Here is a 24,536-nt window from a genome sequence, read left to right as displayed (position 1 = left end):
ATTTGGATTGTTGCCTTTGATTTAACTCAGTTACATTCAATTCTTGTCTGCTTCAGGCAAATTGATTCCGTTTTTTAGAAAGGTCAACCCCATTAGCACTAGCCATATTGCTTTTACGTGAAATAAGGGCTTATAAATATCAAAGTTATCAGGAATACTCATGATTATAGCTCCGGCTGCAAACCCCATAATAATGGTCAGCCATCCTAAAGCTTTAGGAACAAGATTCCATTTTACAAATGCTGCACCCAAAATTACCAACCCTACTCCGGAAAATACGCGCCCAAACCTTACAAAACAAGTAACATAGTGATTGGTAAATTGTAGACCGTCCATTATTTGTTGTACTTCTTCCGAGGATTTACCTACGGTTTTTCCAACACCCCAAGCACCGAAGGTATAATAAAACGCAGCGGCAATTGCCAAAGTGAAGGTGCCCACGATAATCATACCAGTTCCAGGATAAATTAGTACGCGATATGGCTTTTTTGTGGCTATTGATGTTAATGCGAACATAGCGATTCCCATTATTACCCAACCAAAGATGTGAATGCGATACATCCAAATCCATGTCCATAAATTTTCATTGACGGCATCGAAATCTGATGCGACAATATATTCCCCTAAATGATGTGGCGAAAAAAACCAACCTCCCCATAGCAAAATGGCAGAAACAATAAAGGCCCATCCAATTATTTTTGTTTCAAAATCTCTTTTCATAATTCTTCGTTTTGTTTTCACTAATATTAAAGGAATTCCATTTCTTTTTATGTAACAATTGTTACACTGGAAAATCATAACACTTCATAAGCACGTTTTTACATCAGATTGAGAGATAATATTAGGTATAGCAAAGCTTTTAGCAAGACCAGATTTTGACTTAAGATGGGTATTATCCTGTTTTATTATATTTATTTCAATACCATTGATTTATATTTGAAAATGGTTTAATTAATTGATAACAAAAGGTCGTATGGGATTATCATTATCTAATCGAAAAGTACAAGCAACTGAATTGGAATTGTATTTTGAGCAATTTAGAAAGCATATTGTTGGTATTGATCACACTTTTAAATCTCCTTATGGAGAACAAAATATTATATATGCCGATTGGACCGCCAGTGGTAGATTATATGGACCTATAGAAGAGAAATTATTAAAGGAGATAGGTCCTTATGTGGCCAATACACATACTGAGACTTCATTTACTGGCTCTGCCATGACCATGGCATATCATAAAGCTAGAAAAAAGATAAAGGAACATGTAAATGCAAACGAGGACGATGTGCTAATTACTGTTGGTACGGGTATGACCGGTGCTGTTAACAAGTTTCAACGAATCTTGGGGTTGAAGGTCACAGAAAACCTAAAGGAACATACCAGAATACCAGAAGATTTAAGACCAATTGTTTTTGTATCACATATGGAGCATCACTCCAATCAAACCTCATGGTTAGAAACCATTGCCAGAGTTGAAGTAATTCCTTGCGATGAAACGGGATTGATTTGTTTTAAAAGCTTCAAAAACTTATTGGACAAGTATAAGGACAGTCCAATTAAAATAGCTTCAATTACAGCTTGTTCAAATGTTACTGGGATTAGAACAGATTACCATAGGATTGCCAAGATGATACATCAAAACAACGGGCTTTGTTTTGTTGATTTTGCATGTTCTGCACCCTATGTAAATATTGATATGCACCCTGGAAATGAAGATGAATATCTAGATGCTATTTTCTTTTCTCCACATAAGTTTTTAGGAGGGCCCGGTGCCTGTGGTGTTTTGGTTTTCAATAAAAAATTATATAAGAACCTTGTTCCCGATAACCCTGGTGGAGGCACGGTTACGTATACGAACCCATGGGGGAATCATGATTATATTGATGATATTGAAACGCGTGAAGATGGTGGTACTCCTGGATTTATCCAAGCTATTCGAACAGCCTTTGCCATACAGCTCAAGGAACAAATGGGCGTGAAAAACATTCATGATCGAGAGGATGAAATAAATACAAGGGTTTTTGAAAGTCTTGTCGAGATTAAAAATCTTCATATTCTGGCCGGAGAACACAAGAATAGATTGGGCATTTTTTCTTTTTATATTGATGATGCGCATTATAATCTTGTGGTTAAATTATTGAATGACCGTTTTGGAATTCAAACAAGGGGAGGTTGTTCATGCGCAGGGACCTATGGACATTTTTTACTTCACGTGAATGAACTGACCTCAAAGGCAATAGAGCAGAAGATTTTAGATGGTTGTTTAATGGAAAGACCAGGGTGGGTGCGAATGTCAATTCACCCCACAACCACAGATCAAGAAGTTGATTTTATCTGTGATGCGATTAAACAAGTTGCTTCAAATTTTGAAGCGTGGGGCAAGGATTATAATCAAAATATAATCAAGAACGAGTTTGAACACGTTGATGGTAACTTTAACGAGCAGCAGTTGGTCAAAAGCTGGTTTGTTGATTGATTTATTTTAAGTTAGATGGAATAACAGTAAAAGAATACTTGTATGGCTTTGGTGAAATAACGTATTTATCATGAACCAATCGGCCCCACGAAGTGTCGCCACCTACCCCCATCTGTTTAAAATCAATGTTCCACTGTACTGTTTCACCTATTTTTATTTCCGCACCATGTTTTTTCGTTACGGGAACCAGTCCCGAGGCTGACTTACCAGCTTCATCACTATTAAAGTCAATTTCAGACATTTCGAAAGGCCATACACTTAAATTCAATAATTCGTTTGAAACCACTTTGAGTTTTATCGAATTTGATGCTAGTTCCATCCAACGCACATCTGTTTTGTTACCTGTTTCCTGAGGTCGAGGATAACGATGGAATTGGTCATGTGTATTTCCTGAATAGAGTCCGGTTTTAACTCCGGTTTTTCGGTCCCAGTAGCTTTCATTGGGCCCATTTCCATACCATTTAACTTCCTGAAAATCTTTGGCCAACGTCATATACATTCCCAATCGGGGAATGTTTGGTAATTCCTTTTTTACCGGTGTGAACTCATAATCCAATTTTATTTCTCCTTTTGGGTTTATCATATACCATACAGCTACTTTAGCACCATTGTCGGGAGTTTCATATTCAACTAGATAGGTGATTTCACCCTTGTTCTCTTTGGGGGATGTAATCAATTTTGCTGTATAATCATAGTTGGCATCTTGCCATATTTTGGCCCATTTATCCATGCCATTTCCTAAATCGTTATCTGTTGGTGGTCTCCAAAAATTGGGTCGAATAGGCTGGGTTGTTACTTCCTTTCCACCATATTTCCATGAGTTGATTTCACCAGATTTAGCATCAATTTTGAGATTGATGTTATTATTTGAGATTTCAATTTCCGTTGCCGAGGAATTAATACTTAAAGCCTCTCCTTTTATAGCTTCTTTGGTACTATGTACCACTTTGTTCAGGATAAACTGGTCCCAAGCAATTTCATGACCTTTGGGAATCAGCTGGGTGGCTTCTTTCTGTATCAAACTTACTTCAAGAATATATTCATTTCCAGATTCATAAACCGTAGGTATTTCGTCAAAATGGATAAGCTTTGATTGTCTTGGTTGAACACTCAAATTGGTTTTTACTTGGTTCTGTGTTTCTTTACCGTTTTTCAATACCTTAATACTGATTTCCTTATCGGATAGATTCGTGAAGAAGTTCTTATTTTCTATAATTACGTTTCCGTTTGGGGTATATGTAAACTGTACTGGCTCATATACTTTTTTTACTTCGGACAAATGCGGATGTGGATTACGGTATGGGTCTACCAACCCATTGTTCAAAAAATTGCCATCTGTTGGTAAATTTGGATGAAAGTCTTGACCATACGCCAAATAAGGTATATCATCTTCATTTTTGTATTCCAAACTCTGGTCAACCCAGTCCCAAATGAAACCGCCTTGTAAATTTGGGTATTTTTCTATGATGTCCCAATAATCCTGCAAATTTCCAACGGAATTGCCCATGGCATGAGCATATTCTATCATAATTGAAGGCTTATCAGAATCTGATTTTCCATGCTCAATCAAATATTCAGGTTTTGGATACATGGGGCAGTAGAGATCCGTATAATCTTCCTTGCCTGCGGGTTCATATTGCACTATTCTATTGTCATCAGCTCGCTTTAACCATTGATACGTAGACCTGAAAATTTCGCCTTCACCGGCTTCATTGCCCAACGACCAGGAATAAATACTAGGATGGTTTCTATCACGGTAGTACATGCGCTGGGTTCTTGATAAATGTGCTTTATACCAAGACAGTTCATTGCCTATCTGCGTTTTTTCGTCAATTGCCAATGGGTGACTTTCAATATTGGCTTCATCAACAACATAAAGACCATAAGTGTCACAGAGATCCAACCAGTAAGGATCGTTGGGGTAATGGGAACTGCGTACGGCGTTGATATTGTTTTGCTTCATCAATTTAATGTCTTTTTCCATAGATTCCCTTGACACCACATGACCAGAGTAAGGGTCTGTTTCGTGCCTATCAACACCTTTGATATAGATGGGTTTGCCATTGAGCAAAACTTGACTGTTTCTGATCTCTACCTTTTTGAAACCAACATTTCTTTTTATAAATTGATTGTTTTTAGGATTGATTGTATCAGTCAAGGATATGTGTAATTGATATAAGTTAGGTTTTTCAGCAGACCATTTTTTAACTCCCTTGATGATGTCTTCGAATACCACATCGGTTTTCGATTGTTTTGGAATAATGAGTTGTTTTTCCTCTTTGAGAACAGGGATTGTCCCATCAAACAATTCCAGTTTTACATTTCTCGTATTAATTAAATTTGAGCGGTTGTTGAACGTAATTGTCCCATTAAAAATACCATCGGTGTAGGTGTCGTCTAAATTGGTATAAGTATGATAGTCCGAGATAAAAACTTTTGGTCTGGAATAGAGGTAAACATCACGTTCAATGCCGCTCATTCGTATCATATCCTGACTTTCCAAATAACTGGCATCACTCCATCTGAACATCTGTATGGCAATCAAGTTGTTGCCTTTTTCAAGGTATTTGGTAATATTGAATTCAGCCGGAGTCTTACTACCTTGAGAATACCCAACATAACCTCCGTTTATATATAGGTACATTGCAGATTTGGCGCCTGCGAAATGTATGATAATATCTTCTTTAAGATAGTCCTCACTTAATTCTATTTCTTTTCTGTAAGTCCCTACGGGATTATAATCATTGGGTATTTGAGGCCATTGAGTTTCAAAAGGATAACGCTCATCTAGGTAAATGGGGTAATCATAACCTTCAACTTCCCAATTGGCCGGTACAGGAATGGTTGCCCATTCTGAGTCATCATATTGTTGATTTTGAAAAGTGGTGGGTCTTTGCTTTGGATCCTTTACAAAATGGAATTTCCAATCCCCATTTAAATTCTTAAACCGTTTTGATAGCTCCTTATTTTCAACATCAATAGTTTCAAATCCAAAAAAGGAGGCTCTTGGGGGTAGCTTGTTTTCCTCAAAAATTTCATGATTGTAGTGGTTTTCTTGTTTCGCAACGGCAATCAAGGGTTCTTTTTTGCAACCGATAAAAATTAAAAAACCAAAAACTAAATAAGCTATTTTTTTCATAAGCACTAAAGTTGCATAAAGTCTTCTCTGAAGATTTTGTCCAAATATAATATCAATTCTTCTGCGTTCTCTTTGCTGAAAACTATTGGAGGTTTGATTTTTAAAACATTATGGTCAGGACCATCGGTACTCATTAGAATTCCATGGTCTTTCATTCTATTGGCGAGATAAGCTGTTTTTTTGGCCAATGGATTCATAGTTGTATTTACCAGTTCTATTCCTAAAAAAAGACCTTGACCGCGTACATCCCCAATGATTGGAAACTCTTCGGCCAACTTCTTCAGTTCCTTTTTTAAGAATTCTCCAACTTCCAGGGCGTTTTTCTGGAGTCCTTCGTCTTTAACCACCCTTAAAACTTCAGTTCCAATTGCGCAAGAAACAGGGTTTCCTCCGAACGTATTAAAATATTCCATTCCGTTTGCAAATTTCTCTCCAACTTCTTGGGTGCAGGCTACAGCCGCGAGCGGATGCCCATTACCTAGTGGTTTGCCAATAGTGACAATATCTGGAATAACATTATGCAATTGAAAGCCCCAAAAGGTCTTTCCAAGTCTTCCACAACCTACTTGCACTTCATCTGAAATACAAATTCCGCCCGCTTCCCGGACATATTTGTATGCTTGCATTAGAAAACCATCAGGCAGTTCAATTTGTCCTCCACAACTTATTATAGGTTCAATAATGAATGCACCAACGCCACGTTTCGCTTCATGTATGATGTTTATCTGGTTTTGTACTTCCCGGGCATATTTTTCTCCTGTATTAGCTCCCCGGTATTTTCCTCTAAATGCATCTGGTAAAGGAAAAATATGTGTATGTTCTGGAGCACCTTTTCCACCCTTACCATCAAATTTGTAGGAACTAATGTCAATGCACATATTAGCATTGCCGTGGTATCCCACTTCAGAAGCGATTATATCTTTCTCACCAGTTACCGCTTTGACCATTCGTATGGCCAGTTCATTGGCCTCACTACCGGAATTGACAAAATGCAATACACTTAACTCTTTAGGAAGTGTTTTGAGCAGTTCTTTAGCCAATAGGTTGATGTTTTCATGTAAGTAGCGCGAGTTTGTATTGATAAGTGCCATTTGCGATTGGCCGGCTTTTACAACCCTTTGGTGTTCGTGACCCACATGTGCCACATTATTTACGGTATCTAGGTAACTACGTCCAAACTGATCCATTAGGTATTGCCCGTTGCCCCGAACCATTTTAATAGGTATTTTATATTGTAGACTAAGGCCTTTGCCCAAATGTTGTTTTCGATAGTTTATTAATTCATCATTTGAAATGACCGGTTTAGCTTCTAATTCTGCAAAATCGAACAGTGAACTAGGGTTAGGGCAGAGGCTTTGCCAAACTTCCAATTGGTTAAGATAGGCTACACCAGGAAAATCCTTGGTGAAATTCAACATTGAAAGCATGAGTTGAAAATGAAGATGGGGCGCCCAATTTCCATTTTCAGGAAAATCACCTAAAACGCCAATTTGCTCACCTGAATTTAATCTCTCACCAATTTTATGATTTGTGGCACTAGCCACCGAAAGATGCCCATAAAGTGTATAAAATGGACGGCTGTCAAAGGCATGTTTTAAAACTACCAATCCGCCATATTCTTTATCCCCTTCGTCATTTACAGCAATAATGACTTCTCCATCAAACATTGTATGCACTGGGGTATTGGCTGGTAACCAAAAATCAATTCCCAAATGCATAGTTCTACATTCCTTTCCATTGTTTCCAATTTTATCATATTCTGAGGAAGTGTATAATGCTCTTGGTTCTAAATAACCACCGGCAATTATTTTTTCTGGATGCTCTTTTTGAAGTTTGTCAATTTTAAACTGAAATAATTCAAGGTCATTAAATTCGTTTTGATGACCAACCCAAGAGCTTGAAACGCTTAAATCCAGTGGAAACACACCATCCACATTACTTGTTGGAAATAATGAATTCAAATCAAAACTGTTGCTATTTGCCCATTTCTTGAATTCTTCTTCATTTGGATGTGGCGCATACCCGCAGGCTGACCTAAAACTATAATGAGCAAAGTCTTCACTTATAATTCTCCATTTTTCAAGTACTTCCCAAGCTGGTTTTTCACTGATCAGAAGATATTCGTTATCTGGTTCTTCAACTTTGTTGAGAGCCGATTTGGTAACCGATATTACTAAGCGCATGGCTATTGCGGTATACAAATGTTCCAGTTCATATTCCTGTAAGGAAAAAGAACTATGATACCCTGCTATAATGGGAAGGGCCGCTTGCAAGGGGTCATTGTGGTTCATTATGGCATAGGCACAGCAAATAGCAACATCATTGATGATCTGGGTTCGTATCGCATCACCATAATCTATGGCGGCCAATACCTTAGGATTATCCAATGAGTTGCTTACTATAACATTATTGTCGTTGGCATCGTTATGAACGACTAATTTTCTCAGATTTGTATAGGAACCTTGCCTTTTTTCAAATTCGTTTTGAAAGTATGTAATGATTTCACTTCTATCTCCCTTAAACAGATTCAAATGTGCCTTTGTCCAAAGTGACTGAGCAACATCCCATTCAAAATCGCGACTGGCCATGGGGTGATTAAAACCAGACAAAGCGGAGGTAAGAAGCCCACATTGTTCTCCCAAACTAAAACGCAGGTCATCCAATTGTGGATTTACGGCACTCCAAATTCTACCTGAAACCCAACTAAGTACTCTAACTTTTCTTATGTTTCCTTCATCATCTTTCCAATCGGCAATCGAATTTCCATGAATATCCTTACTTACTTTAGGTGCTACAACAATCAACTTTTTACTTTCAATATGTTGTAGTAATTTTTGTTGAAAATCAAGATAATCAACATCTTCATTTGGTCTTGACACTTTTAAAACATAACCATTCTTACCATCAATCTTCAATCTAAAATTAAAGTCCAATTCACCTGGTAAGGCATGAGCCTTGGCTTTAATATTAAATAATTTTAAAGCCAGATTTTCGGCTTGAATTGTAGATACTTTTATAGAGGAATAACTGGGCATATTGTTCAATACAAAATATTTTGATTGGTTCTTACAATTCTACGGAATACGAAATAAAACTAAACAATAATAGGATTTAAAACTAATTACCTTTATCGGTTTTATACTAAAAATGGGTTACATTTGAGTAGTATATCTTACAACCAACATTGACGCTTATTATGCTAAAGGAATTACAAGAGAATTACGGACACCTTTTAGAGGAAGAATTGATTTCTGAAATAATTGAAACAGGAACCGTTAAAGAGATTCATGAAGGGCATAAACTTATGGAAATAGGTGATTATGTAAAGTCGATGCCATTATTGATTTCGGGGGTAATTAAAGTACTTCGTGAAGATGGTGAAGGTGATGAGCTGTTGTTGTATTTTCTTGAACATGGGGACACCTGTGCAATGACGCTTACCTGTTGTATGGGGCACACTAAAAGTGAGATTAGGGCCTTGGCAGAAACCGATACCAAATTGATCATGGTCCCTGTTCAAAAAATGGAAGAATGGCTTGCCAAATATAGCAGCTGGCGAAATTTTGTTTTACAGAGTTATCACAATAGGTTAAATGAATTGTTGGAGACCGTTGATAGCATTGCATTTATGAAAATGGATGAAAGACTCCTCAAATACCTTAAAGACAAAGCTCGTGTAAATAATGATAATACTATTACCACTACTCATCAACATATAGCTTATGAGTTGCATACCTCCAGAGTTGTAGTCTCCCGATTACTTAAGAAATTGGAGAACTTAGGCAGGATAGAACTGCATAGAAACCAGATAAAACTTATTGCAAATTAATTACCTATAAATCAGCATTTTAAAGATTTTTGATAGTGTATTCTACTTAATAGCTAAGAGACTGATATTTATCAGTCTTTTTTGTTGGTAAAACGCTGAACTTTGTAACCAATGTTACTTTATGGTAACCAAAACGAGCATAATTTTACAGTTAAATTTTACAGTCATTTTACAATGAGAATTGAACAAATATATACGGGATGTTTGGCCCATGCAGCCTATTATATCGAGAGCAAAGGCGAAGCTGCCATCTTTGATCCATTACGAGAGGTTCAGCCTTATATTGATAGGGCCAATAAGGATAATGCCAAAGTTAAATACGTTTTTGAAACCCATTTTCACGCTGATTTTGTGAGTGGTCATCTGGATCTTAAGAAAAAAACAGGTGCTCAGATAGTATTCGGCCCAACAGCTAACCCAAATTATGATGCCCTTATTGCTGAGGACAATCAAATATTTGAGCTAGGGGATTATAAAATAAAAGTGCTGCATACACCTGGTCATACCATGGAGAGCACAACATATTTGTTAATCGATGAGAATGATAAACAGCATGGCATTATTACAGGTGACACCTTATTTATTGGTGATGTGGGTAGACCAGATTTAGCACAGCATGTGGTTTCTGAATTAACGGAAGAAAAGTTGGCTGGCCATTTGTTCGACTCGCTGCGTAACAAGATCATGCCATTGGATGACAAGTTGATTGTTTATCCGAATCATGGCGCAGGTTCTGCTTGTGGAAAAATGATGAGTAAGGAAACCACCGATACACTTGGGCATCAGAAAAAAGTGAATTATGCCTTGCGAGCAGATATGACCAAGGACGAGTTCATAAAAGAACTTCTTACTGGCCTAACAGCCCCTCCAGGTTATTTTCCTCAAAATGTGTTGATGAATATATCTGGCTATGAAAGCTTGGATGCGATAATTGAAAGAGGCCAAAAACCGCTGTCTCCTGAAGCTTTTGAAATAGCTGCAAATGAAACAGGTGCTTTGATGTTGGATACTCGAAACCCCGATGACTTTGCTAAAGGATATGTCCCTAATAGCATTAATATAGGATTAAACGGCAATTTCGCACAATGGGTTGGTGAAATGATACCCGATGTTAAACAAGAAATACTTCTTATTACCTATCCTGATAAAGAAGAAGAGGCCATGACAAGATTGTCAAGGGTAGGTTATGATCATACGATAGGATTCTTAAAAGGTGGTTTTAAAAATTGGAAAGGCTCGAAAAAAAGGTTTGAAACGATTGCAAGGATTACTTCAGATGTTTACGCAAAAGCGTATCATGCCGAAATGCCCTTGGTCTTTGATGTGCGAAAGAAAAGTGAGTATGATTCTGAACATGTAAAAGGTTCTATCAATATTCCTTTAAATGAAATAAATAAGCATTTACAAGAATTTCCGAAAGAAGTTCCTTTTGTGGTTTATTGCGCCGGTGGTTTCCGAAGTATGATCGCTGCCTCTATATTAAAACAAAGAGGCTGGGATGATTTTGTTGATGTAACCGAAGGGTACGCAGGAATTTCCAAAACCAATATAGATAGAACAGATTACGTTTGTCCTACTACGATGTTATAAAGTAGGAGTTGTTGTTTAACTTGGATATTTGGGGAACGACTGTTTTCAAAAAATGGCCGTTCTCCAAAGACCAAGCAAAAATTAAAATATAGAAATATGTCATTTTTAAGTTCACTTTTTGGCGGTAGCGCCCTTAATTCAGATAAATTCGAAATTCTGGATACCGAGGCGTTTAGGGCTGCGATTAAACAAAAGAAAGTTCAATTGGTTGATGTTAGGACACCAAGAGAATATAAAGGTGGTCACATTGGAAAGGCCATAAATATAGATTTTTTCCAAGGTGGTAGTTTTAAGCAAGCTTTTGAAAAATTGGATAAAAATAAGCCAGTTTACCTTTACTGCAGATCTGGTAGCAGAAGTAAAAAAGCTGCTCAAAAGATATTGGATATGGGCTTTGAAATGGTGTATGACCTCAAAGGAGGGTTTATGGCTTGGTCCTAAGGTTGATATTAAAACTAAAGAAGGTTAAAGAAAAAGAATTAGTTTATGAAGGCTACAATAATTGTACAAAACTTAAAGTGTGGTGGTTGCGCGAGGACCATTACGAACAAAGTATCTGAACTAGAGAATATCTCTGATGTTCAGGTTTTTCCCAACACGTCGACAGTTTCGTTCGCATACGAAGATTCAAGTGATGCAATAAGGGTAAAGGATAAGTTAAAGGATCTTGGATACCCATCTATTGACAGTAAGAATACCATAGCCTCAAAAGCAAAATCTTTTGTTAGCTGTGCTACTGGGAAAATGTCAAAATGATGAATAAAATATTTCCTTTCATTTTAACAATTCTATTTGTTACAGTAAGTTGTAAAGACTCCAAAAAATCGGAATATTCTACTTCAGATAAAGCAGATTCTCAGGAGATCGTTACTACGGAAGAACATCCTGGCAAGAAGATTATGGAAACCGAGTGTTATATCTGTCATGATGCAACTACTCCTGAGGAATCTCGGATTGCTCCCCCTATGATTGCCATTAAGACTCGTTACACCATTGCAAATACCTCTAAGGAGGAATTTGTGGAACAAATGTGGGATTTCGTCAGTGACCCTACCGAAGAAAAAGCCGTAATGTATGGTGCATTAAGTAAGTTTGGTGTCATGCCATATCAAGCTTTTCCCGAGGAAAAAATCAAGTTGATAGCGGAATATATGTACGACAATGAAATTGCCAAACCTGAATGGTTTGAAGAACATTATAGAAAAGAGCATGGAGAAGGCCAAGGACAAGGAATGGGCAGAAGGAAAGGTCAAGGTAAACAGCAGCGAATTGGGCAAAATAAAACAAGTGCCAATTATTCTGACATTGGATTAAAATATGCTTTGTCAACAAAGGCACAACTTGGAAAAAACCTCATAAGAGCATTAGATAAAAAAGGACCCGATGGCGCTGTCGAATTTTGCAACATTGAGGCCATGAAACTCACGGATAGCATATCAGTAATGCATAATGCTATAATTAAGAGGGTGTCAGATAAGCCAAGGAATCCACTAAACAAGGCAAATACCAAGGAGTTAGGTCATATTGCTGCTTTTAAAACAATGCTAAAAGCTGGTGCTGATATAGAACCTATTTTGGAAGAAATAAACGGAGATGTCAATTTCTATTATCCCATAACTACAAATACAATGTGTCTACAGTGTCATGGAACATCCAAAGAGCAAATCAGCACTTCAACTTTAGAGACCTTAAGAAGGTTGTACCCCAAAGATAAGGCAATAGGATACGATGTTGGTCAAGTTCGTGGTATTTGGAGCATTAATTTTGCCAAGAACTCAATTGAATAAGCTTATTTAATTTATCCGTTCTTTTTAGATTTACCAAATCCATAGATATTTTGATGGATAAAATCTTGCGGAAAATCATCATCACCCGGAAAGCCAAGTTCAATCGTTCCACTATCTTCAGGTACGTGATTTGTTTTAAATATGTAATCCCACAGACTTAGACTGATTCCGAAGTTAATACCGTAGGATCCTTTAGGAAGCACATATGCATGATGATACAAATGCATAACGGGATTGTTCAAAATATACTTCAAAGGTCCCCAGGTCAATTTAATATTGGCATGGTTTAAATGACCGATTGAAATTGCAATAAAATGAACGATATAAGCCTGTTCTGGTTCAAAACCGCCTAAAATCATTACGCCCAAAGTTTTTAGTGGCTTATAGATGATGTTTTCCATCCAGTGATAACGCAAATGAGCTGCAAACCCCATTTCTTTGACAGAATGATGTACTTTATGAAATTTCCATAAGAAAGCATACTTATGAAGCAAGACATGGGTAAACCATTGTACAAAGTCAAGAATAATAAAGAAAATTACCAATTGGGCCCATGACGGCAAAGAAGAAAGGTCCAATAGGGTAAGGCTCTTTGAAGAAATGCCTATATCATTGAAAAGTAATCCCAACAATTTGTAGAAACCACTAACGGCAATCGCAAAAAGGAAGAAGTTGAAATACATATAAAAACCATCCAACCAAAAATCCTTTCTAAAGACGGATTGGTTTTTTCTCCAAGGAAAGGCAATTTCAAGACCCCATACGATCAATGAAATGACCGTGAGCCCCCAGAAGTAATTAGTGTACCACGGCACATCAAAAAGTATTGACTTCCAAGTCCAGTCCACGCTACCCATAAATGAGTTGACGAAAGCATCTAAATATTTTTCCATTTCAAAACGATTTAAATTTATAAAAATGTATTTATTCTATTCTTCGAGTATATACCAATCCACATTTCTAAATACTTCTCTGCGTCCCTTTTTGGCTGCAGGATAATTGGTAACTAGATAGTTTACGATGATATCTTCATTTGGCCCTAAATCCCAAAGATTTTGTGTTTCTTGCATCCAACGAATTGTGCTTATCCATCGCTCTTTGTTCATTCTATTTTGGGTGACTAATTTTGCAGAATGGCAGTTGGTACAATTGTTAACCACGGCCATAAGGCCTTCGGCTTCAACCAAACCCGTACGAATGTGTATTCCGTTTTCTATTTTATCATAGTTGTCTTCTACAATAGGAACAGCAGCATATTCAACTTCAGGTTTTGATTTTTTAAATACATCAGGATTTGAAACTAGGTATATAATGGTAAAGGCAGCGATGGCAAAAAGACCAAAGACACCAAGTAGCATTGTATAAATTGCCTTGACCTGTTGTTTGAATTTGCTATGATCTTCCATACTTATGCTAGCTTGATGGCAATTCGATGACAAGCGTTGTTGAGGTACCCTTTAGGGTTCCAACCCGGTAAGAGCATTGGTTGACTCTTTCCTTGCGAATCTGTGGCTCTCGCCCAAACTTCATAATATCCTTTTTTAGGAAATGAAATACTAGCAGAAAAATGTTGCCATGCTAGCCTGTTCTTTGGTTTTTCAATTGAACAATTTGTCCAAGTAGAGCCAAAATCAATTGAGTATTCCATATTAGAAACTTCAAGTTCACCTGCCCAAGCATGACCGCGAATATTCAATTTTTGATTTTCTTTAATAGTTGCTCCAGTCTTTGGATAGGTAATCAATGATTTTACAGGCATAGATTCAATTATGCACATATCTTCATCTTTTACCTTTTCGCCTGGCGCTACGGGATTACATGGAACTCTGTATGCAGTGCCTGTCATTTTGGTACCATCATGAACCTTATTTCTTACACTGATTCTATTGACCCATTTTCCTGAAACAGAGGCAGGCCATCCTCCTGCAACCAATCGTAGTGGATAACCATGTGCCAATGGAATATCCTCACCGTTCATTTTAAACGCAATTAAGGTTTCATCTTGCATGATTTTTGCCATTGGGGCACCACGGGAAATTGGCTCTTTTTTGGGATCTCTACTCAAATGAACATCCGCTGCATGGTATCCGATGTAAACTGCATCATTTTTTATACCTACATCCTCAAGAATATCACGTAATCTAACACCGGTCCAAGTCGCACAAGAAACAGCGCCAATGGTCCATTGGTTGCCTTTTGCAGGTGGGTCATATTCACTCCGCCCATTGCCACCACATTCCAAAGTTAATTGGTAAGTATGTTGCTTGAATTTTGATTTAAGCTCTTTTAGGGTATAACTTTTAGATTGTTTTACAGATTCACCATCAAAAGTCAACGTCCAATTATCCACATCTATGTCTTCCGGAATAATACCATTGTTTCGTATGAACATATATTTATTGGGAGTAATTTTATCATCCAGCAAATGGGCCTTGGCCTCAATATTCCAGGGTTTGTCATTTAAGACAACCATTTCCCCATCCTTATTGAACATCTTGAAAGGGTTAGGATCTTGTAGAGCCAATGGTTGATAACCTTTTGGTAATACATTTCCAAAAACAATTTCGGTACCAATTACAGAAGTCATGGTACCTAAAACTGCTTTTTTAACAAAATTTCGTCTTTTCATTTTAAGGGTTGAAGTTCATAATCTTCTAAAATAAGTATTTTTTGATTTTGTGGTCTGTAACAAAAGTTACACTTAATCCTAAAGATAAATAATTAGTCGTTTTCGCAGTATGATAGGTATCATTGTTTTTAAACTCGGCTAGGATTTGAATTTATTCCCAAATACCATTCGTTATTTCTTTTTCTTAAAATAATGCTTGTTTTGAAAGTATATATTCATCGAACCAATCATCTTTTTATATCATGCCAAAAGTTTTTTGGTTATTAAGCCTAAAAAATTGGGACCTAAGCAATTAATCATGAACGTAAATAAAGAATACAATTGAATCCTAGTTTTATTAAAATGGAATATCTGTAAAATAAAAGAACAGTTTAGCGCTTAAAAGATGTTTTTGAAATAAAAAAAAGGGAACCTTTCAAGTCCCCTTTCTATATAAATAATTCAAGTTTATGGTTAGATAAAAAGAAGATGTGTGCCTTCTTGATCTGCACGGCTATAGAAATCTCCAATAGTAATTATGTCATCGAGTTCATCAATTAGGTCTTCTCTTTTAAGATGGAACATATCTACTGCCAATTTACAACCCCAAAGTTTGCATCCAGAATCAGAGAGAATTTCAAGAAATTCTCCTATTGGTGGCATATCTAATTTCTCCATTTCTTTTTTCATCATTTTCGTTGCCAAGGCTTCAACTCCTGGCAGTCCACCCAACATGGTTGGCATATGCATAGCAGGGTTTCCCACTGTTGCAACGTGCAAATGATTCAATTTTTTCTTTTGAATGGCTTCCAATCCAAAAAATGTAAAGAATATTTCTGATTCAATCCCTTCCATTCGTGCCCCGTTGGCCATTACAAAAGCCGCATATGCATTTTCAATGGTTGCTTTTGAAAGTATGAAAAGCATTTTTTTTACTTTGGTCTTTCCCATGATTTTATTTTTAGTGAAGATTTTTAATGTTATTAAATACAGCTTTTGGGTTTTGGTATCCCAGCGATTAAAGTTGACTTTTTAAGTGGGCCACCTGGAAATAAGCTATAAAACTCTTTTATGTTTATTACACCACTTTTTTTGATACCCCTAATAGAAAGTGGTTCTTCATTGTTGTGTTTTTCATGTATGTATTCTATGACTTCCCAATGTTTTTCCGTCATGCAAATATCTTGCTCATCGGCTAGACATACACATATTTCTTTGCTCCATTGTGAGAATTCGGTCATATATCCCTCTTCATTAACATCTATTTCGGTTTGTGCTATTACTTTTTTCATTATGTATTGAATTATTTGTTATTAATTATTCCTATTCTGCTTTTATATCAAACTTTTTACCCTTGAAACTCATGTTCCTTGAGACAAAAGGTATTGCAATGCCTTTCAATAGCATATTCCAATAAACCCATCTAAAGGCAAGTTTCCCCCAATGGTTGAAAACGCTTTCCTTTAATAACTTTAGTGGTCCAATACCGGCAAAAGGGAATGTCCCGTGAACTGGTTCCTGATCATAGTTAAAGTCAATCAGCAATGCCTTGTTGTTACCTGTTTCTATGAAACAATTCGCATGACCATCAAATTCTTCCTTTAGTTTATATCCCTTAGTGTAAAGGAGAATATTGTCAGTCAGGGTCTCTGCTTGAAAATGGGCTACAGAACCTGCTTTAGATGCAGGTACATTTGTGGCATCACCAATTACAAAAACATTTTTATGGGCTTTTGACTGCAAACTATGTTTGTGTGTTGGAATAAAATTTAAATCATCCCCCATTCCCGAGCGTTCAATAACCTCATCACCCATATTTGTTGGAATAGTGACTAATAAATCAAAAGGGATTTCTTTATCTGCATAGTCAATAATCATTTTGTTATCATTATCCACACGTTCTATGGCAAAATCAATCTCAATATTGATTTGTTTTTCTTCCAAAAGATAATTGAGCGCTTTGGTACAAGTTGGTTTTGTGAATGCACCTGAAAGTGGTGTCACATATGTAATTTCTACCTTGTCCCTCATTCCTTTTTTCCGGAAATAGGAATCGGCAAGAAAAGCAAATTCCAATGGTGCTACTGGACATTTTATAGGCATCTCAGTTAAATGAATCACTAATTTACCACCTTCCCATTCCCGTAGTTTATTTCGAAGAGATAAAGCACCTTCATAAGTATAGAAATCAAAAATGTCTTTTTGCCAAAGGGGGCCTAATAAGCCTTCTGTTTCATCGGGTGCAATTTTAGAACCAGTAGCGACTATCAAAATATCATACTCAAGCGTTTCATCAGAGAGTTCAACTTTATTATCTTCTGGAAAAATTTGTTCTATTTTTTTTTGAATATAATTTACTCCTTTTGGAATGAATTTACCACCTTTCTTTTTTACTTGATCCTCTGTATATGTATCAAAAGGTAGAAAAAGGAAACCTGGTTGGTAATAATGGGTTTTGTATTGATCTACTATGGTGATTTTCCAATCTTTTTTTTGTAGTTTTTTAACCAAATGGTTTGCCATCATCGTTCCTGAAGTACCCGCTCCTAATATTACTAAGTTTTTCATTTTGTTAATTATTGGAATTGAACCAAGTTGTGAAACATTTCTTCAATTATTCAGGTGTAAAATTATTAAGCAAGAGGGGCGTATTTTATGACATTTGTCATAATGACAGGTGCTTTATTGTAACAAAAGTTACAAAAACATTTTTTTAAAATATTGAAAAACAAGTATTTACAAAAATAAAACCACGCTATTAACCAATAAATACTGGTTGACTAGGCGATAATGATCTAGTAAAATACTTTCAATGACATTTGTCATGAAACTTCACTTTTTTCAGGAATAATTTTGAGGTGTTTAAACAATCAATGAATTATGCAGGAAGCTTGTGATATTTAGAAGTGCGAGCTACTGAAAATACTAAAACTCAATAATCATGAGAAAAACAATTCTTAATTTATCGTTTCTATTTTTTGCAACAACGGTCTTAGCTCAGTCTGGTCATATTATGCAAGGTGTTGGGGCTGTTAATATGTCAATGGGAGGAGCGGCGACTGCCCAACCTCTTGATATTTCCGGTGCAATGCAATGGAACCCAGCAGCACTTTCTGTTTTTGACAGTAAAAGTATTAAACTCGATGTAGGTTTATTCTTTTCTTCACCAGAGTTAAGCTCAAGCCTACCTCCAAATATGTTATGGCAACCTGGTGATTTTGGCCCAGGGGCACCTGGTTCACCAGCAGTTAATGGTACAACCATGGATGACAGAGGAATGTCACCAATGCCGGCATTAGCAATGGTTTGGGGAAAAGAGGGGAGTAAGCATACGTTTGGAGCTTCTGCATTTGGTATAAGTGGCTTTGGTGTTACTTTTCCACAGGAAGCCAATTTGCCTATGGACACAAGTGGTAACCCTAATCCAAATTGGAATCCAACAGATTCCAATCCAATTAACTGGCCACAAAGTTTAAATGGTTTTGGACATATTGAATCTGATTACATGTTATTACAAGTAGGTTTGTCCTATGCTTATGAATTGTCTGATAAGTTTTCTTTTGGAATTCAACCAAATATTAATTATGCTGCACTGGAATTAGCACCTAATCCAACAGCAAATCCAACAATGGCAGGTTATCCAACCGCAGATAAAGCTTCGGCAATTGGTTTTGGAGCTCAATTTGGATTATTCTATGATTCTGGATTAGGATTAAAATTAGGGGCATCCTATAAAACAGCTCAAAAATTTGGGGAATTTGAATTTGATAATACTTATTTGGATAATAGTACTGCTAAAAACAATTTTCAAATGGATTACCCCGCTATTTTATCTCTTGGATTTGGTTACTCAGCAGGAGATGTTGATTTAGCACTTGATTTTAGAAGAGTGGATTATGAAAACACAGAGGGTTTTTCTGAAACTGGATGGACTCCAACAGCTTCTGTAGCTGGATTTGGATGGAAAAATATATCTATTTTATCAGCGGGGCTTCAGTATAAGGGAATAAACAAATTACCATTACGTTTTGGTTATACCTATAGCTCAAACCCTATTCCGGAAGAAGTGACATTTTTTAATATTCCAGCAACTGCAATAATTAAAAATGCATATCAATTTGGATTAAGTTATGAAGTAAATAACACTTGGAAACTAGATGCTGTCTATCATTATGGAGATAGTAATGGAGCAACGGAAGGAAAAATCTTAAATCCGATGATGACTTCTCCGAACAATCCTCTAGGTGCAGTTCCTGGGTCATCGGTTTCCTACGAAATGACTACGTCGATGATCATGGTTGGTATTGGTTATACTTTTAATCAATAATTAATTCAAGTATTGATATAATAAATAAGGGGGCTATTGCCCCCTTTATTTGTTTTATAGTTTTTTTCTAGAATTTGTACTGTACAAAAGCAGATAAATTTCTACCAGGATCATTGATTGGTACAGCTTTAAAATTAGCTTGGTTTTTAAATGAAAAATTCAAGTGGTTGTGATAGGTTTCATCAAACACATTTAATGCCGCTACTCCCAATGTAAGATTTTTAATGGGCACAACCCCCAATCTAATATCCATTACTTCATATCCTGCCGTCTGTGTTTCGCCAAACGATTCCGAAATATTATCCTGTTTTGAGGTTAAGGTATAGTTGGCGTTTACCCAAAACTTTTCCTTTTCGAATCCTAGTTTAAACCTGGTGGTCAGAGGAGGTACCAATGGTAAGGATTCATTCAAATCCTTATTTTTAGCATATACATAGGCCAATTCTGTCGTGAAATTGAAATTGTTGAGAAAATCGACCCCAGCAGCAACTTCAAAACCGGTTTTATAAGCTTTATCTAAATTTCTGAAAACCTTGGGATTTCTGGGTTGGGCCATTGGCATAAACTTACGTGTTTGTGTTTCATCAATCACGGCCACTATATAGTTCTCATAGAACGAATAATAGAAAGATGAGCTATAAATAAATCGGTCAGAAGATGTATCGGTAAACGGTAGTTTTCCCTTGAACCCTATTTCAAATTGGTTGTTGACCTCTGCATCCAAATTAGGGTTGCCAATATATTCATAAGAATCCTGACCAACTGTAAAATGGTTGATAACACGTTCTATCATATTTGCTGAGCGTACTCCTCTTCCATAGGCCAATTCCATCATAAACTCAGTAGAGGGAGCGTATTTTATTGATGCTGTACCACTAAAATTATGCTCGGTTGTTTTATCTAAATCCGGATATAAAGCAAGAAAATCTGCTGCAGGATCCTTTATTTTCGAAGTAACCAAATCATAGCGCAATCCTGTAGTCAAAATAGTATGGTCAGTCAATGGATATTTACTTTCTGCAAAAAGACCGATATCATTTATATAAGAATCTTGCCAAACCTTATCAGTAAATTCCATAGGAGTAGGTAAGGGCCCCATCATATTGCGTTTCACCAATCGGGTACGTTCACCATCCCTGCCAATATGCATGGCATCTATACCTGTAAAGAGGGTGAAATTTTCAGAAGGTTTTAGTTTGAATTCGATTTTCCCGCCTGCAGTGGTGGCATTAATCGCGGAAACGGCATCGGTCATCATAAAACTAGGTCTTTTGGCATTGCTCATTACATGATCCACATAACTATAATAGAGTTTTGCATCAATGTTCTTAAGTGTACCGTTTAATCCGGTCAATTTATAATCCAGAGATAGAATACTACTATCATCTAAATCGGTATCCATTGGTAATCCTGCGTGAAGTACATCTCGTCCAAAAGATTGCCTCCAATGTGCTTGTAATCGTTGGTTCGGCGTAAAATTGAGACCTACTTTAACTCCATAATCCAAACTTCGGAAAGAGGATGGGACTTCTGTACCATCTCCATCTTCGTAATTGCCGAAATCCCTTAAACCTACATTCCCTGTAATATCGTATTTTTCAGTAGCTTGTTGTAAACGTGCCATTGAAACCAATGAACCACCGTTACTTTCGTATCCTACATGTACACTACCATGAATTCCATAATCACTGGCATCGGGGACTTGTGTCACCATATTAACAATGCCTCCAAAGGTGGCACCATAACGTACTGTGTATGGTCCTTTGATAATTTCGATTTTTTCAATTTCCTCAGGGATAACATGTGTGGTAACGGGATCCATTCGATTTGGGCAAGCGTGCATAGCTTTAGTGCCACCATCAAATTGCACGTTCAATTGCTCATATTGTGAAGCCCTAAAACTAGGGTCATTGGCATAATTACCCCGTTTTATTAATGAAAACCCGTTGACATCGTTAAAAAGATCAGCGACATTTCTGGGTTGCACAATCTTTTTCACATAGTCATTGGTTTCGACAGTGAAAACAGGATCGGTTTTTGAGTTTCCGGTGACCATTACCCCAGAAATATTGATGGGTGCCTCATCAAGTACAAATGAAGCTCTTTCTGTTTGAGGGGTAATGAAATCTTCAAAAGTCTTATAGCCAAGATATGATATGGCAATGCTTGCTCCTTTTTCAGGAATAGTTAAATCAAAATTACCGTTAGAATCTGTATAGGTTGTAGCCTTATTGTTTACAGTAATATGCGCTTCTTCAATTGGATTGTTTTCATGGTCTAAAACTTGACCTTTAAAATTCTGTGCGTTTATTAAGTGACCGGTAAATATGCATACGGCCACCAAAAGATGTTTTAAATTCATTATTGAATCTTTAAGTTATAAATAGTGTAGGATTGAATCAAAGTAAAACATTGACTCAGTTTGGAAATCTAAAATGTACTAAACCCTGGGTGGCTGAAACTCTTTCTCTAGTAGATGAAAATTGTAGAGGTTAGTGTACTGGTTAATGGTGTTAATATTTTCAGTAATTATCGAAAAGTCATAGTCCACTCTTGATTCAAGGAACAAAATCGTTTCAGTTTTCAAAAAGTCAAGATTTATCGGTGGAGTATCATCATTTGATTCCTGCAACAATATTTTGGAGAGCTCACATTTACCGTCACAGTTTAATTCTGGACGCTCTTTATTTTCACAAAAACGTTCTACAAAATCATCTGTGAATAGGGCATAATATCCTATGGTTCCAGCAATTTTTAGACTGCTGGTCAAAGTCAGAACCAAAAAGAGTATAGATATGATTAAACTCTGTTTTTTCACGCCACAAAACTATTCTCAAAATTTTGTTTAAAACCTGACATTTATCATGAATTTAAGAGGTCATTAACAATAGTTTTGCCAATTAAAGATATAAATGTCTTTTTATCCTTTTTTAACAACCAATTAAATCAACAAAAAATGTTATCCAAAAAACAAGCAAGAGCTTTCTTTCTCGGAGGAACATTAGTAACCTTTCTAGTTTTTATAGGGCTTACTATTTATTCTTTCAGTGTTGAAAATGATCAATCTAACCATGAGAACATTACAGAAGCTGTAGTGAGAGGCAAAAACATCTGGGAATCCAATAATTGCATGGGTTGCCATACCATTTTAGGTGAGGGTGCATATTATGCCCCTGAACTTACAAAAGTTGTTGACCGTATGAACATGAAATATGACGGTCAAGGCGAAGAAGTAATCAAAAGTATTTTAATGTCTCCAGTACCCTGGCAACCCAATGGAAGAAAAATGGTTGCTTATGAGATGACCGAGCAGGAAGCAGAAGATATGGTTGAATTTTTTAAATGGATCGGAGAAATCGATTTAAACGGATTTGACCGAATTGTATCACCATTGGCTAAAGAAGACAACTAACAACTAAACTAAAAAATCATGAAATATAAATCACAAAAAGTAGCCTATTGGTTTTTTGCTTTATCAATGTTATTGTTGGTACTGCAATTGGTATATGGCTTTGTAATGGGTTTTGCCCGAATTGGCTTTGATAATTTACACGAATTTGGTATTCCCTTTAACACTGCACGTGCAGTGCATACTAATTTATTGGTAGTTTGGTTGCTCTCTGGTTTTATGGGCGCAGCATATTATATTATTCCCGAAGAGGCCCAACGAGAGTTGGTAAATGTAAAATTGGCGTATGTACAATTAATTAGTTTGGCCCTTGTTGGAGTAGCTGCAGTCGTTGGTTATCATTTTAACTATTGGGAAGGGCGTAAATTTTTAGAAATTCCTAGACCATTGGACTTCTTGGTAGTAGTTAATGTTTTACTGTTCCTAGGATTGATTCTGGTTACTCTGTTCAAAGGTAAGCGGCGAACAACCACAGCTTTGGTATTATCTATGGGATTGTTGTTTGCAGCTTTATTGTATTTGCCTGGAATGTTACCTTTTGATAGTCAAGTGACTGATTCCTTTTTCAGATGGTGGGTTGTTCACCTATGGGTTGAAGGTGTTTGGGAATTGATTATGGGAGGTATTCTTTCTTTCCTATTGATTAAATTAACGGGTGTAGATAGAGAGGTTATTGAGAAATGGCTTTATGTTATTGTTGGGCTAACGTTTCTTTCTGGAGTATTAGGAACAGGTCACCATTACTACTATATAGGTGTGAACAAAATCTGGTTGATTGTAGGTGGTATATTTTCTGCCTTGGAACCTTTGGCTTTCTTGGCGATGGCATTGTTCGCTGTGAACATGTATAGAAAAGGAGAGAAGAAACATCCAAATAAACTGGCACTGTATTGGACACTTGGTGCGGCGATTGTATCTTTTGTAGGTGCAGGGCTTTTAGGATTTGCACATACGTTACCACAAACAAACCTATATACACACGGTACTTTGGTTACTGCTATGCATGGTCATTTAGCTTTCTGGGGAGCTTATGGTATGATTGTTTTGGCAATTATTAGCTATAGTTTACCTAATATGACCGGTAGAAAATTATACACTAGTTCTACTGGTAGAGCTGCGTTCTGGCTTTCTAACATTGGTATGATAGGTATGACGGTCGCTTTTGGTGTAGCTGGTGTTGTACAAGTGTATTTAGAACGAAAACTTGGTATGGAGTTTATGGAAGTACAAAACGAAACCAAGGTACATTTTGTAGTCCTCATATTATGTGCTACACTCTTTACAACTGGAATAATCATGTACATTGTTGATTTTTATAAACATGGTAAGCCTTCGGACGAGGCTTTGGAAATAAATCAATAATATTAACAT

At 36.7% G+C, this 24,536-nt stretch carries 20 protein-coding genes; 9 read left to right on the top strand and 11 right to left on the bottom strand.

The window, feature by feature from the left end:
• Nucleotides 1-36 precede the first annotated feature (36 nt).
• Nucleotides 37-720: a hypothetical protein gene (locus FB2170_RS15890; protein WP_013307622.1), complete on the bottom strand. Its 684-nt coding sequence runs from the start codon at nucleotides 718-720 to the stop codon at nucleotides 37-39.
• A 253-nt stretch (nucleotides 721-973) separates the two neighbouring features.
• Here FB2170_RS15890 and FB2170_RS15885 point away from each other — a divergent pair, with 253 nt between their 5' ends.
• The gene (locus FB2170_RS15885) at nucleotides 974-2,476 is read left to right on the top strand and encodes an aminotransferase class V-fold PLP-dependent enzyme (protein WP_013307621.1); all 1,503 of its coding nucleotides are present in this window, start codon (nucleotides 974-976) and stop codon (nucleotides 2,474-2,476) included.
• Between the two features lies 1 nt (nucleotide 2,477).
• On the opposite strand, the gene FB2170_RS15880 is transcribed toward FB2170_RS15885, so the two are convergent.
• Both FB2170_RS15880 and FB2170_RS15875 read right to left on the bottom strand, forming a co-directional pair.
• A complete protein-coding gene (locus FB2170_RS15880) occupies nucleotides 2,478-5,615 on the bottom strand; it encodes a glycoside hydrolase family 2 TIM barrel-domain containing protein (protein WP_013307620.1) in 3,138 nt (1,045 codons plus the stop codon).
• Nucleotides 5,616-5,620: 5 nt separating this feature from the next.
• Entirely contained in the window at nucleotides 5,621-8,650 is a 3,030-nt protein-coding gene (locus tag FB2170_RS15875) for an aminotransferase class III-fold pyridoxal phosphate-dependent enzyme (protein ID WP_013307619.1), read from the bottom strand.
• 161 nt (nucleotides 8,651-8,811) lie between these two features.
• Here FB2170_RS15875 and FB2170_RS15870 point away from each other — a divergent pair, with 161 nt between their 5' ends.
• The 5 genes from FB2170_RS15870 (at nucleotide 8,812) to FB2170_RS15850 (ending at nucleotide 12,821) form a co-directional block, all read left to right on the top strand.
• Entirely contained in the window at nucleotides 8,812-9,444 is a 633-nt protein-coding gene (locus FB2170_RS15870; RefSeq protein WP_013307618.1) for a Crp/Fnr family transcriptional regulator, read from the top strand.
• Nucleotides 9,445-9,618: 174 nt separating this feature from the next.
• Entirely contained in the window at nucleotides 9,619-11,034 is a 1,416-nt protein-coding gene (locus FB2170_RS15865; protein ID WP_041633275.1) for an MBL fold metallo-hydrolase, read from the top strand.
• Between the two features lie 96 nt (nucleotides 11,035-11,130).
• A complete protein-coding gene (locus FB2170_RS15860; protein WP_013307616.1) occupies nucleotides 11,131-11,475 on the top strand; it encodes a rhodanese-like domain-containing protein in 345 nt (114 codons plus the stop codon).
• Nucleotides 11,476-11,520: 45 nt separating this feature from the next.
• Nucleotides 11,521-11,790: a heavy-metal-associated domain-containing protein gene (locus FB2170_RS15855; RefSeq protein ID WP_013307615.1), complete on the top strand. Its 270-nt coding sequence runs from the start codon at nucleotides 11,521-11,523 to the stop codon at nucleotides 11,788-11,790.
• Nucleotides 11,787-12,821, top strand: coding sequence for a DUF3365 domain-containing protein (locus FB2170_RS15850; RefSeq protein ID WP_013307614.1), 1,035 nt, complete (start codon nucleotides 11,787-11,789; stop codon nucleotides 12,819-12,821). Before FB2170_RS15855 ends, FB2170_RS15850 begins: the two co-directional genes overlap by 4 nt.
• 11 nt (nucleotides 12,822-12,832) lie before the next feature.
• Here FB2170_RS15850 and FB2170_RS15845 read toward each other — a convergent pair whose 3' ends face one another.
• From FB2170_RS15845 to FB2170_RS15820, 6 genes are all read right to left on the bottom strand, one after another.
• Nucleotides 12,833-13,714: a sterol desaturase family protein gene (locus FB2170_RS15845; protein WP_013307613.1), complete on the bottom strand. Its 882-nt coding sequence runs from the start codon at nucleotides 13,712-13,714 to the stop codon at nucleotides 12,833-12,835.
• A gap of 36 nt (nucleotides 13,715-13,750) precedes the next feature.
• Nucleotides 13,751-14,227 (bottom strand): hypothetical protein, encoded by a 477-nt coding sequence (locus FB2170_RS15840; protein ID WP_013307612.1) that lies wholly within the window; start codon nucleotides 14,225-14,227, stop codon nucleotides 13,751-13,753.
• A gap of 2 nt (nucleotides 14,228-14,229) precedes the next feature.
• Nucleotides 14,230-15,450 carry a sulfite oxidase gene (locus FB2170_RS15835; RefSeq protein WP_013307611.1) on the bottom strand — a complete coding sequence of 407 codons (1,221 nt, stop codon included), beginning with the start codon at nucleotides 15,448-15,450 and terminating at the stop codon, nucleotides 14,230-14,232.
• 453 nt (nucleotides 15,451-15,903) lie between these two features.
• On the bottom strand, nucleotides 15,904-16,380 hold the full coding sequence (locus FB2170_RS15830; RefSeq protein WP_013307610.1) for a DsrE/DsrF/DrsH-like family protein: 477 nt from the start codon (nucleotides 16,378-16,380) through the stop codon (nucleotides 15,904-15,906).
• A gap of 32 nt (nucleotides 16,381-16,412) precedes the next feature.
• Nucleotides 16,413-16,721: a TusE/DsrC/DsvC family sulfur relay protein gene (locus FB2170_RS15825; protein WP_013307609.1), complete on the bottom strand. Its 309-nt coding sequence runs from the start codon at nucleotides 16,719-16,721 to the stop codon at nucleotides 16,413-16,415.
• A gap of 31 nt (nucleotides 16,722-16,752) precedes the next feature.
• On the bottom strand, nucleotides 16,753-17,997 hold the full coding sequence (locus tag FB2170_RS15820; protein ID WP_013307608.1) for an NAD(P)/FAD-dependent oxidoreductase: 1,245 nt from the start codon (nucleotides 17,995-17,997) through the stop codon (nucleotides 16,753-16,755).
• A gap of 373 nt (nucleotides 17,998-18,370) precedes the next feature.
• On the opposite strand from FB2170_RS15820, the gene FB2170_RS15815 reads away from it, so the two are divergent.
• Nucleotides 18,371-19,756 carry an OmpP1/FadL family transporter gene (locus tag FB2170_RS15815; protein ID WP_013307607.1) on the top strand — a complete coding sequence of 462 codons (1,386 nt, stop codon included), beginning with the start codon at nucleotides 18,371-18,373 and terminating at the stop codon, nucleotides 19,754-19,756.
• Nucleotides 19,757-19,823: 67 nt separating this feature from the next.
• Here FB2170_RS15815 and FB2170_RS15810 read toward each other — a convergent pair whose 3' ends face one another.
• On the bottom strand, nucleotides 19,824-22,118 hold the full coding sequence (locus tag FB2170_RS15810) for a TonB-dependent receptor domain-containing protein (protein WP_013307606.1): 2,295 nt from the start codon (nucleotides 22,116-22,118) through the stop codon (nucleotides 19,824-19,826).
• 78 nt (nucleotides 22,119-22,196) lie between these two features.
• The gene (locus tag FB2170_RS15805; protein WP_041632912.1) at nucleotides 22,197-22,574 is read right to left on the bottom strand and encodes a hypothetical protein; all 378 of its coding nucleotides are present in this window, start codon (nucleotides 22,572-22,574) and stop codon (nucleotides 22,197-22,199) included.
• A gap of 138 nt (nucleotides 22,575-22,712) precedes the next feature.
• Here FB2170_RS15805 and FB2170_RS15800 point away from each other — a divergent pair, with 138 nt between their 5' ends.
• Entirely contained in the window at nucleotides 22,713-23,168 is a 456-nt protein-coding gene (locus FB2170_RS15800; protein WP_041632911.1) for a c-type cytochrome, read from the top strand.
• Nucleotides 23,169-23,186: 18 nt separating this feature from the next.
• On the top strand, nucleotides 23,187-24,527 hold the full coding sequence (locus FB2170_RS15795) for a cbb3-type cytochrome c oxidase subunit I (protein ID WP_013307603.1): 1,341 nt from the start codon (nucleotides 23,187-23,189) through the stop codon (nucleotides 24,525-24,527).
• Nucleotides 24,528-24,536 lie beyond the last annotated feature (9 nt).

This window comes from Maribacter sp. HTCC2170, assembly GCF_000153165.2.
Taxonomy (GTDB): Bacteria; Bacteroidota; Bacteroidia; order Flavobacteriales; family Flavobacteriaceae; genus Maribacter_A.
Note: the sequence above shows the minus strand (reverse complement) of the source record. Positions and strands in the feature narration are given on the sequence as shown.

Bases quoted from the DNA above. Each gene is read 5' to 3' on its own strand.
- FB2170_RS15885 (WP_013307621.1), top strand. From the start codon at position 974: ATGGGATTATCATTATCTAATCGAAAAGTACAAGCAACTGAATTGGAA.
- FB2170_RS15865 (WP_041633275.1), top strand. From the start codon at position 9,619: ATGAGAATTGAACAAATATATACGGGATGTTTGGCCCATGCAGCCTAT.
- FB2170_RS15875 (WP_013307619.1), bottom strand. From the start codon at position 8,650: ATGCCCAGTTATTCCTCTATAAAAGTATCTACAATTCAAGCCGAAAAT.
- FB2170_RS15810 (WP_013307606.1), bottom strand. From the start codon at position 22,118: ATGAATTTAAAACATCTTTTGGTGGCCGTATGCATATTTACCGGTCAC.
- FB2170_RS15825 (WP_013307609.1), bottom strand. From the start codon at position 16,721: ATGAAAAAAGTAATAGCACAAACCGAAATAGATGTTAATGAAGAGGGA.
- FB2170_RS15855 (WP_013307615.1), top strand. From the start codon at position 11,521: ATGAAGGCTACAATAATTGTACAAAACTTAAAGTGTGGTGGTTGCGCG.
- FB2170_RS15890 (WP_013307622.1), bottom strand. From the start codon at position 720: ATGAAAAGAGATTTTGAAACAAAAATAATTGGATGGGCCTTTATTGTT.
- FB2170_RS15860 (WP_013307616.1), top strand. From the start codon at position 11,131: ATGTCATTTTTAAGTTCACTTTTTGGCGGTAGCGCCCTTAATTCAGAT.
- FB2170_RS15850 (WP_013307614.1), top strand. From the start codon at position 11,787: ATGATGAATAAAATATTTCCTTTCATTTTAACAATTCTATTTGTTACA.
- FB2170_RS15835 (WP_013307611.1), bottom strand. From the start codon at position 15,450: ATGAAAAGACGAAATTTTGTTAAAAAAGCAGTTTTAGGTACCATGACT.
- FB2170_RS15795 (WP_013307603.1), top strand. From the start codon at position 23,187: ATGAAATATAAATCACAAAAAGTAGCCTATTGGTTTTTTGCTTTATCA.
- FB2170_RS15815 (WP_013307607.1), top strand. From the start codon at position 18,371: ATGAGAAAAACAATTCTTAATTTATCGTTTCTATTTTTTGCAACAACG.
- FB2170_RS15870 (WP_013307618.1), top strand. From the start codon at position 8,812: ATGCTAAAGGAATTACAAGAGAATTACGGACACCTTTTAGAGGAAGAA.
- FB2170_RS15820 (WP_013307608.1), bottom strand. From the start codon at position 17,997: ATGAAAAACTTAGTAATATTAGGAGCGGGTACTTCAGGAACGATGATG.
- FB2170_RS15845 (WP_013307613.1), bottom strand. From the start codon at position 13,714: ATGGAAAAATATTTAGATGCTTTCGTCAACTCATTTATGGGTAGCGTG.
- FB2170_RS15880 (WP_013307620.1), bottom strand. From the start codon at position 5,615: ATGAAAAAAATAGCTTATTTAGTTTTTGGTTTTTTAATTTTTATCGGT.
- FB2170_RS15840 (WP_013307612.1), bottom strand. From the start codon at position 14,227: ATGGAAGATCATAGCAAATTCAAACAACAGGTCAAGGCAATTTATACA.
- FB2170_RS15830 (WP_013307610.1), bottom strand. From the start codon at position 16,380: ATGGGAAAGACCAAAGTAAAAAAAATGCTTTTCATACTTTCAAAAGCA.
- FB2170_RS15800 (WP_041632911.1), top strand. From the start codon at position 22,713: ATGTTATCCAAAAAACAAGCAAGAGCTTTCTTTCTCGGAGGAACATTA.